General features: G+C 40.8%; 12 protein-coding genes. 9 read left to right on the plus strand and 3 right to left on the minus strand.

Features of this window, described 5'->3' with window-relative positions:
• Positions 1-163: 163 nt before the first annotated feature.
• From ACTB0Y_RS11895 to ACTB0Y_RS11910, 4 genes are all read left to right on the plus strand, one after another.
• Entirely contained in the window at positions 164-811 is a 648-nt protein-coding gene (locus ACTB0Y_RS11895) for a type IV toxin-antitoxin system AbiEi family antitoxin domain-containing protein (protein WP_463207043.1), read from the plus strand.
• Positions 808-1680: a nucleotidyl transferase AbiEii/AbiGii toxin family protein gene (locus ACTB0Y_RS11900; RefSeq protein WP_463207044.1), complete on the plus strand. Its 873-nt coding sequence runs from the start codon at positions 808-810 to the stop codon at positions 1678-1680. Before ACTB0Y_RS11895 ends, ACTB0Y_RS11900 begins: the two co-directional genes overlap by 4 nt.
• 235 nt (positions 1681-1915) lie before the next feature.
• Positions 1916-3292 (plus strand): sigma-54-dependent transcriptional regulator, encoded by a 1377-nt coding sequence (locus ACTB0Y_RS11905; protein WP_463207045.1) that lies wholly within the window; start codon positions 1916-1918, stop codon positions 3290-3292.
• A 38-nt stretch (positions 3293-3330) separates the two neighbouring features.
• A complete protein-coding gene (locus tag ACTB0Y_RS11910) occupies positions 3331-4689 on the plus strand; it encodes a sensor histidine kinase (protein ID WP_463207046.1) in 1359 nt (452 codons plus the stop codon).
• A 262-nt stretch (positions 4690-4951) separates the two neighbouring features.
• On the opposite strand, the gene ygfK is transcribed toward ACTB0Y_RS11910, so the two are convergent.
• A complete protein-coding gene (ygfK, locus tag ACTB0Y_RS11915) occupies positions 4952-8233 on the minus strand; it encodes a putative selenate reductase subunit YgfK (RefSeq protein WP_463207047.1) in 3282 nt (1093 codons plus the stop codon).
• Between the two features lie 111 nt (positions 8234-8344).
• Between ygfK and ACTB0Y_RS11920 the strand changes: the two genes are divergently transcribed.
• Genes ACTB0Y_RS11920 through hydA form a run of 3 tightly spaced genes read left to right on the plus strand, consistent with a single transcriptional unit; the run spans position 8345 to position 11055 of the window.
• Positions 8345-8998: a nucleotidyltransferase family protein gene (locus tag ACTB0Y_RS11920; protein ID WP_463207048.1), complete on the plus strand. Its 654-nt coding sequence runs from the start codon at positions 8345-8347 to the stop codon at positions 8996-8998.
• Positions 8999-9049: 51 nt separating this feature from the next.
• Entirely contained in the window at positions 9050-9682 is a 633-nt protein-coding gene (locus tag ACTB0Y_RS11925) for a hypothetical protein (RefSeq protein WP_463207049.1), read from the plus strand.
• Positions 9683-9684: 2 nt separating this feature from the next.
• Positions 9685-11055, plus strand: a complete 1371-nt coding sequence (gene hydA / locus ACTB0Y_RS11930; protein ID WP_463207050.1) for a dihydropyrimidinase — start codon at positions 9685-9687, stop codon at positions 11053-11055.
• Positions 11056-11117: 62 nt separating this feature from the next.
• Here the strand turns inward: hydA and ygeW are convergent, their stop codons facing one another.
• Both ygeW and ACTB0Y_RS11940 read right to left on the minus strand, forming a co-directional pair.
• On the minus strand, positions 11118-12305 hold the full coding sequence (gene ygeW / locus ACTB0Y_RS11935; RefSeq protein ID WP_463207051.1) for a knotted carbamoyltransferase YgeW: 1188 nt from the start codon (positions 12303-12305) through the stop codon (positions 11118-11120).
• A gap of 17 nt (positions 12306-12322) precedes the next feature.
• Positions 12323-13516 carry a YgeY family selenium metabolism-linked hydrolase gene (locus ACTB0Y_RS11940; protein ID WP_463207052.1) on the minus strand — a complete coding sequence of 398 codons (1194 nt, stop codon included), beginning with the start codon at positions 13514-13516 and terminating at the stop codon, positions 12323-12325.
• A gap of 145 nt (positions 13517-13661) precedes the next feature.
• Between ACTB0Y_RS11940 and ACTB0Y_RS11945 the strand changes: the two genes are divergently transcribed.
• Positions 13662-14645: an XdhC family protein gene (locus tag ACTB0Y_RS11945; protein WP_463207053.1), complete on the plus strand. Its 984-nt coding sequence runs from the start codon at positions 13662-13664 to the stop codon at positions 14643-14645.
• 60 nt (positions 14646-14705) lie between these two features.
• Positions 14706-15173, plus strand: coding sequence for a nucleoside deaminase (locus tag ACTB0Y_RS11950; RefSeq protein WP_463207054.1), 468 nt, complete (start codon positions 14706-14708; stop codon positions 15171-15173).
• The last annotated feature ends 63 nt before the right edge of the window (positions 15174-15236 follow it).

The following is a 15236-nucleotide window of genomic DNA, read 5'->3' on the forward strand; positions in this document are numbered from 1 at the left end:
CTCTAAAACCTTTGTTAAGTTTGAAGAGTTTATCAATCAGACAGAAAGACAATAATTATCTGGCGATTCTTTAAAACCATTAAAACACTACCTACAGAAAAAATTACTATATTTGCATAGATAATATTCAATATGCATATTACCCATGTAAAATCAGTACTCTGTGGATTTGTTAATAGAAAATAAATTGTTGGAATATAAAACTCATATTATTGATTATGCAACCTTAAAAAGCATACTCACAAGCCTTGGTTATGTGAATATTAATGATAAAATAGTGAATTTAAAAAGAAAGAAAATTATACAACCAATAAAAAAAGGATTTTATATTCATAATTCACAGAGTACTAAAACTATTATTTCAAAAGAACTTCTTTCAAATATTTTATTAGATAATCCTTCTTATATATCACTTGACTACGCTTTAAGTTTTCATGGACTTATTCCGGAATCAATCCATGAAGTTACTGCGGTTACACCAAAACGTTCAAAATCTTTTAAAACCAGTATAGGTGTTTTTTCCTATAAACATATAAAAATAGAGTTATTCAGCATTGGTATAAAAATCGAGAGTTCAAGAAACGCAAACTTTCTTATTGCAGGTAAAGAAAAAGCTATTTGTGATAAAATATATTTAACAAAAGGAATTGAATTAGCTTCTAAGGCCTCTATGATTGACTTTTTAGAAAACGATTTAAGGGTTGATATAGAGGATTTAGAGGATTTTGATACTAACATCCTTGCGGAATATTATAAAATATCGAAATCAAAAAAGATACAAGTACTACTAAATTTAATAAAAGAATTATGAGCATAATTAAGCAAATGCTATCTAAATACGATATTAATTCTGAAAATGATATTATAAATGCGTTAAAAGAGATTTTTCAGGAAATAACCTTATTAGGATTATATAGAGGAAGCTTTTTTAGTAAAGCAGCATTTTATGGAGGGACTTCTTTGAGAGTCTTATATGGTTTAAATAGATTTTCGGAAGATTTGGATTTTTCACTTATAGAGAAAGACCAAAATTTTAATATTGAAGATTATTTTAAATATATTATTGACGAGTTTGATGCTCTTGGAGTCCGCATAGAGTTAAAGAAAAAAAAGAAAAAAGGTAAATCATCAAATATAGAATCGGCTTTTTTGAAAAATGATACTTCAATACACACGCTTGATATTAATACAGTAGATTTAGAAAACATTCTTGAGGGCATCAATTACCAAAAAAAAATAAAAATTAAGATTGAAGTTGATACTAATCCACCTTTAAAATTTCAAACAGAAGCAAAAACATTGTTAATGCCAATGACCTTTAATATTGTTTCTATGACTTTACCTAATCTTTTTGCAGGTAAAATGCACGCCGTTTTATGTAGAAACTGGAAAACACGAGTAAAAGGACGTGATTGGTATGATTTTGAGTGGTATGTAAAAAACAGCACAAAGTTAAACCTTGAACATTTGAAAGAAAGAATGATTGAAAGTGGTGATTTTGACCGGAGTATTTTACTTGATGAGAAACGATTTATCGAGCTAATGAACAATAAAATTGACACACTAAACATAAAAAAAGCTGTTGAAGAAGTTCAGCCTTTTATTAAAGACCATCGAATACTTGAATTCTGGACGGAAGATTACTTTAAATTATTGACTAAAAGAGTTTTATTTATATAAATAATCAAAAGAAGGTGTAATAAGTAATATTTCAGGCTCACGACAAAAGTCGATTTAGATGCTTACAAATTTAATTCAAAGAAATAAAAGTAATAAAAACACCGCTAAGGCTGCTAGCAACCATCCGTATTTTCCCCTCCTTGCAAAAAAACTACATCAATATGTCAAAAATTTTTACACTTTATTGATTTTGCCCTGAAGGGAGCTTACATTTACAAGAAATTATTACGAAACAATGCCAACGAAACCCGCCAAAGGAAGCATTTTAATTATTGATGACAATAAAAGTGTACTCAGGGCACTGGATATGCTGCTCAAATTCGAATACGAGAAGGTCAAATGCATCAGTTCGCCCAAGCAATTGCCTTCATTGCTGCAAAAGGAATCGTTTGATGTAATTTTGCTGGATATGAATTTTTCGGCCGGTCTAAATACCGGGAACGAAGGATTGTACTGGCTCCAGCGCATTATGGAAATCGACCCCGACACCTCGGTAGTGATGATAACAGCTTATGGCGATGTTGAACTGGCTGTAAAAGCCGTTAAAAAAGGCGCCACCGATTTTGTACTGAAACCCTGGGATAACCACAAAATGCTCAGCACGGTAAGTGCTGCTTTTAAGCTCAGGGATTCCCGCAAAGAAGTAAAAAACCTGAAAAAGCGCGAGCACCGGTTGATCAGCGAACTGAACCGGGAACAAAAATTTATCATCGGGCAATCGCCGGAGATGACTAACGTGCTGAACATGGTGCGCAAAGTTGCTGTAACTGATGCTAATGTGCTCATTACCGGAGAAAACGGAACGGGCAAAGAATTGGTGGCCAGGGAACTGCACCGGCAGTCGAAACGTAAAGACCAGATGATGGTTACGGTAGACATGGGCGCCATTGCCGAAAACCTGTTCGAAAGTGAGCTGTTTGGCCATGTGAAAGGCGCCTACACCGATGCTCACGAAGATCGTACAGGAAAATTTGAACTGGCCCACAAAGGCACCCTGTTTCTGGATGAAATCGGGAACCTGCCGTTACCGCTGCAAGCCAAATTACTCAATGCCATTCAAAACCGCGAAATTATCAAAGTTGGTTCAAACCAGCCTGTGCCCGTAGATATTCGCCTCATTTGTGCCACCAATTGCGATATGGACAGTATGGTGGCATCAGAACAATTCCGCGAAGATTTGCTCTATCGCATCAACACAATTCACATAGAAGTACCGCCACTGCGAAACCGTTCCGGCGATGTAAAAAGCCTGACCGATTTTTTTATGCAGAAATATACACACAAGTACGGCAAACCCGGCGTAAGAATTAATTCGGCAGCGCTGGAAAAACTTGAGGAATACAACTGGCCGGGTAATGTACGCGAATTGGAGCACACCATTGAAAAAGCTGTTATTTTGAGCGATAGCAATGTGTTGAAACCGGATGATTTTCAGTTAAAGAACCTCACATACGGTGGCCGGGAGAGCACGCCTGACACACTGGAAGATATGGAGAAGCAGATGATTGCCCGCGCAGTAGATCAACAAGAAGGAAACCTGAGTGCAGCAGCCGGTCAACTTGGTATTACCCGCCAAACATTGTACAATAAGATGCGTAAATTCAAACTGTAAATTTTTCTATTTGAGTTGAAAAAATAGCATGCAAAATAATGAGCACCCAACATATCAATAAAAGTACAACTATTATACTTCGCATCAGTATTTTGATACTTACCGTTGTAGCCGGCACATGGCTTACAATAAAGTACAACAACCTTGCAGCCGGCATTTTATTTGGCTTGCTTATTGTTTTGCAGGCCGGGCTTTTTGTGCACTATTTTAACCGTGTTAATCGTAAAATTGCCTTTTTTTTCGATGCAGTAGAGAATAACGACTCATCGTTGCGGTTCAGTACAGATGTCAGGAATCAATCGGAGCAGAAGCTTAATCGCAGTCTGAACAGAATCAATGCTCTCATACAACAGGCAAAAACCAGGAACCGGCAGCAGGAACAGTTTTACCAGGCCATACTGGAACATGTGACAACAGGCATCATCATTCACGATGAAAAAGGAAATGTGGTTCAGGCAAATTCTACAGCCAAAAAGCTGTTGCAATTGGATCAGCTCACTAATCTGGTTCAGCTCAAACGCATCGACAACCAATTGTATGAGGCCTTTCACTCGCTTAGCCGGCAGGATCGCCAATCAGTGAAACTTCAAAAAAACAACAAAACCAGTGAGTTATCCCTGCGTTCTACCACTTTTATCGCCCGCAACAGCCAATTTCGTTTGGTAGCTGTCAATGACATTCAAACCGAGCTCGACGAAAAAGAATCCGATGCCTGGATACGTTTAATCCAGGTGCTGACACACGAAATTATGAATTCCATTGCGCCCATTACATCACTTTCGGAAACGCTTATGAGCTTATTTGAAAAACATACCCGTGCTTCCATTTTGTCGGATGATGCACTCCACACACAAGCACTGGAGGGCCTTGAAGTAATTAAAGAACGTGGCGACGATCTGATAGGATTTGTTATGCGCTACAGGCAACTGACCCGCATACCTCAGCCGGAAAAACAAAAAGTCCATGTAGCTGCACTTTTAGACAAAATACGCATCCTGTCCAGCACGGAACCGGGTTTCAGCGCTACCACATTTCAAATTGCAGTGCAACCTCAGGAACTCAGTATAAATGCAGATGAAAAACAGCTTACCCACGTATTGATCAATCTGACAAAAAATGCCCTTGAAGCGCTTAATGGACAGCCTGATGGCAAAATTCAAATAAAAGCAGGACGGCTGGATTCAGGCCGTTCCGTCATCAGCGTTCAGGATAACGGACCCGGCATTGTATCCGAACAGCTCAACCAGGTTTTTATACCGTTTTTCACAACCAAAGAAAAAGGATCCGGTATTGGGCTGAGCTTCTCCCGTCAGGTGATACGCCTCCACGGCGGAAACCTGCAAGTACAATCGATGCAAGGCGAAGGCACACGGTTTATTATTGAGCTTCCCGAATAACCTAAGCTCTAACCCAAAAGTCATCTCAAAACCGGGTCAAAATATATCTCACGTAAAAGATTTTGGAACCATATCAGCGAAAATCTGCTTTGTGAAGCAACCACCGACCGTAGGAAGCTCAAAGAAGTTAATTTGCTATTTTTATAAAAATATACCAAAGTTTCACACTTTTTTACGAGCTGAATAAGTATAATGTGTAAATATGGTGCGACTTTAGTAATAAAGTTATTCGCACAAGTATTTCAGGAAGCAGTATGGCAGGTTAATTTTCTGTTGTCAATTTTTCTGCGCCTTTTAAAATTACACTCATTTCAGCAGCTTTTTGCAATGAAATCTGTTGGCTGTTTGTTGATTTCAAAGTTGTGTCAGCAATTTGAAAATCGTTTTTGTTGACCCGGACCGTCAGTAAATCGGTATCGTAAACGTATTGAGTGTCGTTTTCCTGTAATGAAACTGTTTTGCCCGAATTTTTATATAGCAATTTTTTACTTCCCTTTACCTTGTCTAAATAATATCCTTCATCTGCCTCGTCGAATGATTCTCTCGTAATATAAATATGTGGTTTCTCTTTGTATGGAGCTGAGTTTGTAGGGCAAAATGTAGTACAGTTGCCACATTCATTACAATAATTGGCAATATTCAGAATTTGATATTTCTGTTTTACTTCAAACAAATCATCATCTGCATATTGTATTTCACCTGCAATGTCGACTTTTATTTTCTGAAGTTGATAAGCAAGCGGTTCTGTTTCGTATGAATAGTTGGCAAAGTTAGGACAAACCGTTGTGCAAATATTACATATCTCATCACAAAACAGGCAACGTTCGGCTTCGTTGCGCACAGTTGCTTCATCCAGTGTTTCGGTAACCAGTTTGAAATTTTGTCTATCGTTAATGTCAAGCTCCTTCAATTCAGGGGCGTATTGTCGTGTGGCTCTCTTCAGTGTAAGTTCCCGCTTCGAATATGTTTTTCTTTTTTGGGGTTTAGGAATATCGAATTGCTGATGTGCCCGTTCTATGATTTCAGCGGCTGCTTTTCGTCCATCGCCAATGGCGTTAATGGCTGTAGATGCACCACGCAGGGCATCTCCACCAATAAAGATATTTTCTGTTCCTGTTTGATAGGTGCCATTAGTTGTTTCTAACAGGTCGCCAGACATGAAATCAATATCAAGGTCCTGTCCGATAGCCGGGATGATGGTGTCGCAGGGAATATCAAATTCGCCGCCTTCAATCCTGACGGGTTTGGGTCTTCCGGAACCGTCTTTTCCCTCAAGTTTCATTTTTGCGCAGCGCAATGCAGTTACTTTTCCATCAGTTTCAATAACTTTTTCAGGTCCGGCGAGTTCAACTACTTCAATGCCTTCTTCCAGCACGGCTTTTATTTCACCCTGGTCGGCCGGCATTTGGTCAATGCTGCGGCGGTATACAACTGTGACTTTGCCATCTTTGCCCACTGTCCGGTAAGCTGTGCGTGCTGCATCCATGGCTGTGTTTCCACCACCGATAATCACAATATTTTTTCCTGCACCATGGGATTCGCCTTTTTTCACCCTAAATAAAAATTTCAGCGGTTCACTTACACCTTTACTTTCGATTCCATCGATGTGTAGCGGTTTTGATAGTTGGGCTCCTGCACCAATAAAGGTGTAGTCAAAATCTGCTTGTATGGCGTTGAACTTTAATTGGTCGACCGGGGTATTGTAGTGCACTTTGACACCCAGGTCAGTAACCCGTTGAAAGTCCTTTGCTATAGCTTCGTCTGTAAGGCGGAATCCGGGAATGGCAAATTGTACCATACCTCCGGCTTTTGAATTTTTTTCGAACACTTCCACATTGAAACCGGCCATTGTTAGAAAATAGGCTGCAGACAGACCTGCAGGACCGGCGCCAACAACACCTACACTTTTCCCGTTAGCGGGTTCAGGAGTGAGCTTTGCATCGTCCTGCTCAGAAATGAAGCGCTTTACTTCCCGAATGAGTAGTGCATCGTCATAATTTACACGTGTACATTTGTTTTGACATAGATGGTCGCACACCATACCGGTTATGGCCGGGAATGGGTTCGTGCGTAAAATAACTTCATAGGCTTTGTCGAATTGACCTGTGGCTGTGTAGTACATGTAGTCAGGAATATCCTGGTTTGTGGCACACGTGTCGCGGCATGGTGCCGAAATACAATCAAAATAGCCCAGTTTGCGGTTGGTTTTAATGTCGATATCCCGAATGGTTGTTCTGCGATAGCGGGGATTATCAATCACATTTTTTGCATATTGGTGGAGGTTGTGCAACGCGGCTTGTGTTCGGTCTTTGTTCCCTGCTTCTTGCTTTATAAAACTATCAATATCAGTAGCTTCGACTGCGTCAAAACGGTTCTGCAGCTCTTCAAAGTATTGATTAAGGCGCATGTATCCACCCGGTTTCAATAAATCAGAGCTTACCGTTACGGTTTTAAATCCGCAAGAGAGTATATCAGCCACATTAAAGGCATCGGCTCCGCCTGAAAAGGATAGTTGCAGCTTGCCGTCGAATTCATTTTGCAATTTACGGGCAATATTTATACTCAGCGGGTGCAGGGAGCGGCCACTCATGTACATCATGTCCACATCATCGCCAAAAGCATCTTTAAAATTTTGGGTTTCCAGCGTGTTGGTGAGCTTCAGTCCGAACTCCAATTGCTCTTCATTGGCTGTTTTTTGTAAGGAGCGGATGATGTTCAGCGCATCGGCATACTTGAGGTCGTGCTCGAAGGCTTCATCGGGAATCACAGATTTAAAACCGCTGGTTTTGTTCAAAATGTGGCGCAGCTCATCCGGACCCAGCAGGGTGGGGTTCAGTTTGATGAATGTATGCAGCTTTTTTTCTGTGAGTAAATATTCGGCAATGTCCTGTATTTCATCTGCCGGGCAACCGTGCATTGTTGAGAGGGTTATGTTATCTGAAATGCGGGTTGGAATATCCAGGTCGGCTAACTCAGGGAATTCTGCTTTTGTCTCTTTTATTTTTTGGGCCAACTCAACTGAGCAATCATTCATTTTATCGAAAAACCACTGTACATTTTCCTGCATTATGCCTTTCAGGTCGTATCCCACACTCATGTTGAAAATGGTATTGAGGGGTTTATCTCCAAAGAATTTTTTGTTCAGGTAATGAACAGCAATCCAGGCATTCAGATACTCATTGAAGCTGGCTTTTATTTTAAGTTCTTGCGACCATTCACAGTTGTAACCTTCATCCTGCATGTCTATGCATGGTTTGGCCACATCAATTTCATCGAGGTTTTGAACAGTTTTGAGTTCAATATACCGGGCTCCCATAAGCCATGAAGCAACAATGTTTTGAGCCAGCTGCGAGTGCGGACCGGCTGCAACGCCCAGCGGACTATCGATTGGTTCGCGGAATATCTTTTGATTAAAGCGCTCTTGTTTTTCTGGTTGGTAAAAGAGCTCATTTGGAAGTCCAAAAATGCTTTGCTTGCTCTCCAGTTCGCGGAAAATGGTTTTCAGAAGCAATTGTAAACTTATAGGATGAAATCTATCTGACATAAGGCGTTTGTTTGCATTAAAAAAAATCGTAAGGGTTAAAAGTACATAAATCCTGTGAAAATGCCTATTTTCGTGCTTTGTTGCTAAAGAGAATACTCATTTTAGGAAATAATGACAAAAAACCGGCAAACAGAAAAAAAAATTCCTGCTATCATTCTATCTGCAGGATTCTCTTCCCGGATGGCCATGCATAAAATGTTACTGCCGTTTGGCAATGAAGAAACTTTTTTATCGCAACTTATTTCAGTATATGAAGATTATGGCTGTTCAGAAGTTCTCATCGTGGTAAACCCAGATGGCGAAGCAAGCATCAGACAGGATTTTGAACTGCCTGAAAATGTCAAGGTGATAAAAAATTTACATCCAGAATGGCCAAAGTTCTATTCTCTGCAACTGGCCTGTGAGCAGTTAAAGGGGGCGGATGCTGTGTATGTGCAAAATATTGACAATCCTTACACCAATGCAGATGTTTTAACTGTTTTGGAGAAAGCCTCTGAAAGAGCTGATTATATTTTACCCGAATTTGAGAAAAAGGGCGGACATCCTTTTCTTATTTCTTCCCGTGTGATTCATGAAATTATTACCCATCCCAATTCACAGGAGCACCTAAAGTATTTTTTGCAACAGTTTAAGCACTTACGAATTCCTGTGCAAGATCAAAAGATTTTGGCCAATATCAATACGCCCGAAGCTTACCTGAAATGGTTCAAAGAACCAGTTACAACAGGGGTTCAGCGATTACAGAGTAACTCTGGCAGACAATAAAGAAATGCTGTTTTTCGGGAACTTTTTCTCATCTTTGTAAAAAATTGACACATGGATATTAATATTTTGGAATGGATTGGCTATTTGGCCTCCATATTAATCGCTATTTCGATGACGATGAGTTCCATCGTCAAGTTTCGAATCATTAATTTAGTGGGTGCCGGCACTTTTGCACTTTATGGTTTTTTAATAGGCGCCTTGCCGGTTGGTTTTATGAACCTTTTCATCGTGCTTGTCGACGTTTATTTTCTGTACTTTATTTTCAACAAAAAAGAGGTTTTTGAGACCCTGGAGGTGCGGCCCAATAATAAATATTTGTTGCGCTACCTGAAATTTCATGAAAAAGAAATTCAGCGATTTTTCCCGGGTTTTAAATATCAGCCGGAGAAGAATACAGTTAGCTTTTTCGTTTTGCGCGATATGCAGGTAGCAGGTCTATTCCTTGCACATCGAGAGGCTGATCATGTGTTGCGTGTTGGACTCGATTATGTGGGGCCTAAATACCGCGATTTTAAAAACGGACGCTACATATATAGGCATGTAAGGAAGTTTTTTCTCGATGAAGGATTTACTAAAGTTGTAGCAGATGCCAACAGCGAAAAGTACTTTAACTATTTGAAAAAACTGGGTTTTGAAGAACAGGAAGATGGTACTTGTTCTAAAACCCTGGAAAAAACCATATAATTATGATTACCCGGATCAAAGATGGCACTGTGGTGACGTCGAAGCAGATGCAGAAGACCGATGTATGGATTGAAAATGATAAAATTAAGCATGTGGGGCACGGAGATTTTCTGGCAGATCGCACCATAAATGCTGCTGGCTGCTATGTATTGCCCGGCGGTATTGATCCGCATGTGCACATGCATTTACCCACGCCGGCCGGACCTTCTTCAGATGATTTTTATACCGGAAGCTTTGCAGCTTTGCATGGTGGAACCACCACCATCATTGATTTTGTTACGCCACAACCCGGTCAGTCGCTGGTAGATGCTCTGGAAGAGCGCCAGACAGAAGCACAGAAATCACAAATTGATTATTCATTTCATGTAAGCCCAATTGAATGGCGCGATACTACAGCAAAAGAGTTAGAAGAATGTTTTGACCGGGGCATTACATCTTTTAAGATTTATATGGCTTATAAACAGGCTGTGGGTTTGGAAGATGATGAGGTTGAAAAGGTGCTTCAGACGGTTGGCCGGTTAGGTGGCATGGTTACAGTACATGCCGAAATGGGCGATGAAATTGATGCCCTGCGCGACAAGGCGGCCAGGGCAGGAAACGTGGGGCCAGCTGCTCACAGAGACACTCGCCCGAACCATACAGAGGCTGATGCCGTGAAAAAGGTCATTGAGATGGCTGCTGTGGCATCATGTCCGTTATACATCGTGCATGTATCAACTCGGGAGTCGATGGAGCATATACGTAATGCACAGGCAAAAGGTCAACAGGTGATTGCTGAAACCTGCCCACATTATTTGCTGCTTGACGAGTCGAAATATGCGGGAACGTTTGAGGAAACTGTAAAATATGTGCTGAGCCCGCCATTGCGCACTGAGGCCGACCAGACAGCTTTATGGCAGGCACTGAAAGATGGCGACATCAGTACAATTGGCACCGACCACTGTCCATTTACCCTAGCTCAAAAAAGTGCCGGGAAAGATGATTTTCGGAAAATCCCCAATGGAGCAGGCGGAGTAGAACACAGAATTCCGCTTTTATACACCTATGGCGTGTTGTCAGAAAAGATTTCGCTTCCGAAATTGGTAGATGTTGCATGCACGCAGCCGGCCAGAATATTTGGACTGTATCCACAAAAAGGCGACATCAAACCAGGATTTGATGCTGATTTATTGGTTTGGGATTCCGAATCAAAGAATACAATCAGTGCTGCAAGCCACCATCAAAATACAGACCTGAATATTTACGAAGGTTTTAAAACGCATGGACATGTAAAATGGCTTATGAAGAATGGAGAAATTGTAATAGAAGATGGTGAATGGAACAACCCGAAAACACCGGGAGTCTTTCTGAAGCGCGATAAAATATTATCATAATTAAAAAAGGAGTACAATAAATTTGCACTCCTTTTTAAGTTTAAGTGATAGAGAATGTTATGTTAGGCTATTACACGTTTACTACCGCGTTCTACCATTTGCTTTAATGTTGCTGCGGGATTTTTAAATCTATTGGTAAACATCATTGCAGCAATAATATAAGGTTTAAAACCTGCTTCGTGGTATGTTTTAATACGGTATTTTTCAAAAACATCAGCGTTGACTTCACCAGCCTCGCAAGAAACACCGGAAATGTCTGCCGGTAGGCAGTGCATGTATAGTGCATCCTGGTTTTTTGTGCGTTTCATTTTGGCTTCATCGTATTCCCAGTCTTTATATTTGGCATTGTTGGCCAGGCAAGTTTGTTCCAGTTCATCGAGACCTTTTTTGTCTGCCGCTTTTAATAATTTGGTGCGTTCCTCCATAATGTGATAGGGTGCCCAGCTTTTAGGGTATACAATATCGGCACCCTCCATAGCATCACTCATGTTGTGACTTACATTAAAACTACCGCCACTGGCTTTAGCATTTTTGCCGGCCATATCCACAATGTCAGGTATCAGGTCGTATCCTTCCGGATAGGCCAGTTCGATGTCCATTCCAAATCTCGACATTAAACCAATGATGCCTTGTGGAACCGAAAGGGGTTTTCCATAGCTGGGAGAATAAGCCCAGCTCATGACGATTTTTTTACCTTTTAGGTTTTCCAGCGAACCGAATTCTTTTTGCAGGTGCAACAAATCAGCCATTGACTGGGTCGGATGGTCCATGTCGCATTGCAGGTTTACGATACCGGGGCGGTTAGGAAGTACTCCCTGCGTAAAACCTTCGTCCAAAGCATCTCCTACCTCGCGCATATATTTATTTCCTTCGCCAAGGTACATGTCGTCGCGGATTCCGATAAAATCAGAGAGGAATGATATCATATTAGCGGTTTCGCGTACGGTTTCTCCGTGTGCAATTTGCGATTTTTGTTCATCGAGGTCTTGCACAGCCAGACCAAGTAAATTACTGGCCGAGGCATAAGAAAAACGCGTGCGCGTGCTGTTGTCGCGGAAGTTGGAAATAGCCAGCCCCGTATCAAAAACACGTGGTGAAATGTTTTGAGCACGCATGTTTTTGAGAATGTCTGCTACTTCCAAAACTGTCTTTAAGTCTTCGTCACTTTTTTCCCAGGTTAAAAGGAAATCTTTCTGGTAAAGTTCAGCCTTGATTTGGCTTAGCTGGTTAATTTTTTCGTTCAGATTCATTATTATTTTGTTTTTTTCTATTCTGCAATTTCATAAGCAAAAGCTGCATAAAAAGCTGTGGCTTTAACCAAATCATCTACCGGCACCTTTTCATTGGGTGCGTGTGCCATTACTTCGTTGCCAGGGCCAAACCCAAGCAGGGGTATTCCATACTTTCCGTTAATGGTAACGCCGTTGGTCGAGAATGTCCACTTGTCGACTTTTGGCTTTTTGTCGAATAATTTTTCAAATGCACTTACGCCTTGCTGAATAATTTCTGCGTCTTCCGGAATTTTCCAGGTTGGATAATATTTCTCCATGCCGTATTCGAGTCCGGTATATGATTTTTCTTTGTATTCGAGTACTTCCACCTTGGCATTCATTCCTTGTATGAGCGTTTCAATTTCAGCCATTGCTGATTCTTTGGTCTCGCCCCATGTTAGTCGGCGGTCAAGGTGGAATGCTGCATAATCGGCCACAGCACAAAGTGATGGACTACCCGAAACAAATTCTGAAATGGTAATGGTTCCTTTACCAAGGAATTCATCATCTTTCAGGCGATCGTTGAGTTTTTCAATTTCTGTGGCAACTTTGGCTGCTTTGTAAATGGCATTGTCACCGCGTTCCGGTGCAGAACCATGGCAGGATGTTCCGTAAAAATGTACTTTCATCTCCATTCGGCCCCGTTGCCCGCGATAAATATTCAGGTTAGTTGGTTCTGTAGAGATGGCAAGGTCGGGTTTAATACCTTCTTCCTCTACCAGATATTTCCAGCACAGACCATCACAATCTTCTTCTATAACGCTACCTACAAAATAAATGGTCCAGTCTTTATCATAACTCAATTCTTTGAGTATTTTACCTGCTGTAACGAATGATGCACAACCACCTTCCTGGTCTACAGTGCCGCGGCCGTGAACAAAGCCGTCCTTAATTTCTCCACCAAGCGGGTCGAAATCCCAGTTTTCCATTTGCCCGAGGTCTACAGTATCCATATGTCCATCGATAGCCAGTATTTTTTTACCATCTCCCACGCGGCCAATGACGTTGCCCAGCCCATCGATTCGTACTTCATCAAATCCGGCTTCTTCCATCTGGCGTTTCAGCTCCTGCTGTACTTCTTTTTCCTGAAGGCTCAGTGATTTTATTTTTACAAGTTTGGATAAGTTTTCCGCTGTGTAATCACGGTATTTTTCAGCCAATTCATTAATTTTTGCATATACTTCACTCATAATTCTATCTGATTTTTTTGCTTTGAGAAAGGTAAATATACCATTTTTTATGTATTTTTGACTATTTGCAGAACAAAAGAGTAGTGTGTAATCAAGAATATAGGATAAAAATATAAATTTCACCTATTTTGTAAAATATTTTTCCATGAGTTATAAAGAACAAGCGCAACTATCGGATATTTGGTCTTTTTGCCGAACACAATTATTAAAGGATAACGCTACGGCATTATTGATAATACTGGAGACTAAAGGAAGTAGTCCGGGTAAGCCGGGATTTAAAATGGCTGTAAGTGAAACAGGAAACCTGAAAGGTTCGGTTGGTGGTGGAAGCGCGGAATATGCCGCTGTAGAGCGTGCAAAAAAACTGTTGAAAGAAAAACAACCAACCCCACAGCTTATGCGGCAGGTGCACAGTCCTGAAGCCGAAGAAGATAACTCCGGGATGATTTGTGCCGGCGAACAAACCCTGGCAATTGTACCTTTGCAAAAAGATGAGTTGCCAGTTTTAGAAAAAATTGAAGCAGCACAGGATACGATTACAAAAATTGCCATGCATGTCTCACCATCCGGAATTGAAATATTGGAAGAATCCGGTAGCGATGGCATTACAACGAGCGGTTTATCGGATGATGATGACTGGCAGTATACTGAGCCGCTCGGACTCAATGACACAATCTATATTTTTGGCGGTGGACATGTAAGTGTAGAGCTCAGTAAGGTGATGCGTATGCTTGGGTTTTACATCAAAATTCATGACAACCGTTCAGATATCTCCACAATGCACAGCAATCAGGCTGCCCACGAAAAACATGTCATTGAATTTAATCGTGCCGGAACCTATGTGGATGAGGGCAGCGGTAATTATATTGTGATTATGACAGTAGGCCATATGCACGACCTTGAAGTACTTACTCAAATGGTGGGTAAAAATATAAAATATCTGGGGATGATGGGTAGTAAAAGCAAGGTGTCGACAATTCATCAATTGCTCAAAGAAAAGGGCTTTGGCGAGAGCGAGATTGAAAAGATACACATGCCTGTTGGTGAGCAGATTCACAGTCATACACCTATTGAAATAGCTATAAGTATAGCAGCTGAAATTATAAAAATAAAGAATCAAATGGTATAGTTTTTAAAATTAGCGAGATTAACTTACATTTAAATGAATTAGATATACAGAAAAATCACTATGGATAAAAATGAATTAATGAAGCAAGCCATTAAACGTTCCGTTGAGAGCGTGGCTAAAGGTGGCGGACCCTTTGGAGCGATTATAGCCAAAGACGGAGAAGTGATTGCAGAAACCTCAAACAGTGTAACTTTAACCAACGACCCAACAGCGCACGCAGAGATAAATGCCATACGGCAGGCAACCCAAAAACTGGGTACTTTCGATCTCTCCGGGTGTGAGATTTACTCCTCATGTGAGCCTTGCCCCATGTGTCTGGGCGCTATTTATTGGGCACGCCTCGACAAGCTCTATTTTGCCGGTACAAAAACAGATGCAAAAGACGCTGGCTTTGATGACTCTTTTATTTACGATGAACTCAAACTCGATTATGCCGATCGTAAGTTGTATACCCGGCAAATGATGCGTGAAAAAGCAAAGGAAGCTTTTGATAAGTGGCGTAATTCTGAAGAGAAAATAGAATATTAATTTCGATAAACAATTCGTAGTTCTATTGTGTGCTAAAGGGCAGCCTTTATTTAAATTATCACA

Source organism: Salinivirga sp. (genome assembly GCF_055145285.1).

What these genes read in the sequence shown, in the direction of transcription:
- ACTB0Y_RS11900 (WP_463207044.1), top strand. Translation starts at nt 808, where the DNA reads ATGAGCATAATTAAGCAAATGCTATCTAAATACGATATTAATTCTGAA.
- ACTB0Y_RS11905 (WP_463207045.1), top strand. Translation starts at nt 1,916, where the DNA reads ATGCCAACGAAACCCGCCAAAGGAAGCATTTTAATTATTGATGACAAT.
- ACTB0Y_RS11910 (WP_463207046.1), top strand. Translation starts at nt 3,331, where the DNA reads ATGAGCACCCAACATATCAATAAAAGTACAACTATTATACTTCGCATC.
- ygfK (WP_463207047.1), bottom strand. Translation starts at nt 8,233, where the DNA reads ATGTCAGATAGATTTCATCCTATAAGTTTACAATTGCTTCTGAAAACC.
- ACTB0Y_RS11920 (WP_463207048.1), top strand. Translation starts at nt 8,345, where the DNA reads ATGACAAAAAACCGGCAAACAGAAAAAAAAATTCCTGCTATCATTCTA.
- ACTB0Y_RS11925 (WP_463207049.1), top strand. Translation starts at nt 9,050, where the DNA reads ATGGATATTAATATTTTGGAATGGATTGGCTATTTGGCCTCCATATTA.
- hydA (WP_463207050.1), top strand. Translation starts at nt 9,685, where the DNA reads ATGATTACCCGGATCAAAGATGGCACTGTGGTGACGTCGAAGCAGATG.
- ygeW (WP_463207051.1), bottom strand. Translation starts at nt 12,305, where the DNA reads ATGAATCTGAACGAAAAAATTAACCAGCTAAGCCAAATCAAGGCTGAA.
- ACTB0Y_RS11940 (WP_463207052.1), bottom strand. Translation starts at nt 13,516, where the DNA reads ATGAGTGAAGTATATGCAAAAATTAATGAATTGGCTGAAAAATACCGT.
- ACTB0Y_RS11945 (WP_463207053.1), top strand. Translation starts at nt 13,662, where the DNA reads ATGAGTTATAAAGAACAAGCGCAACTATCGGATATTTGGTCTTTTTGC.
- ACTB0Y_RS11950 (WP_463207054.1), top strand. Translation starts at nt 14,706, where the DNA reads ATGGATAAAAATGAATTAATGAAGCAAGCCATTAAACGTTCCGTTGAG.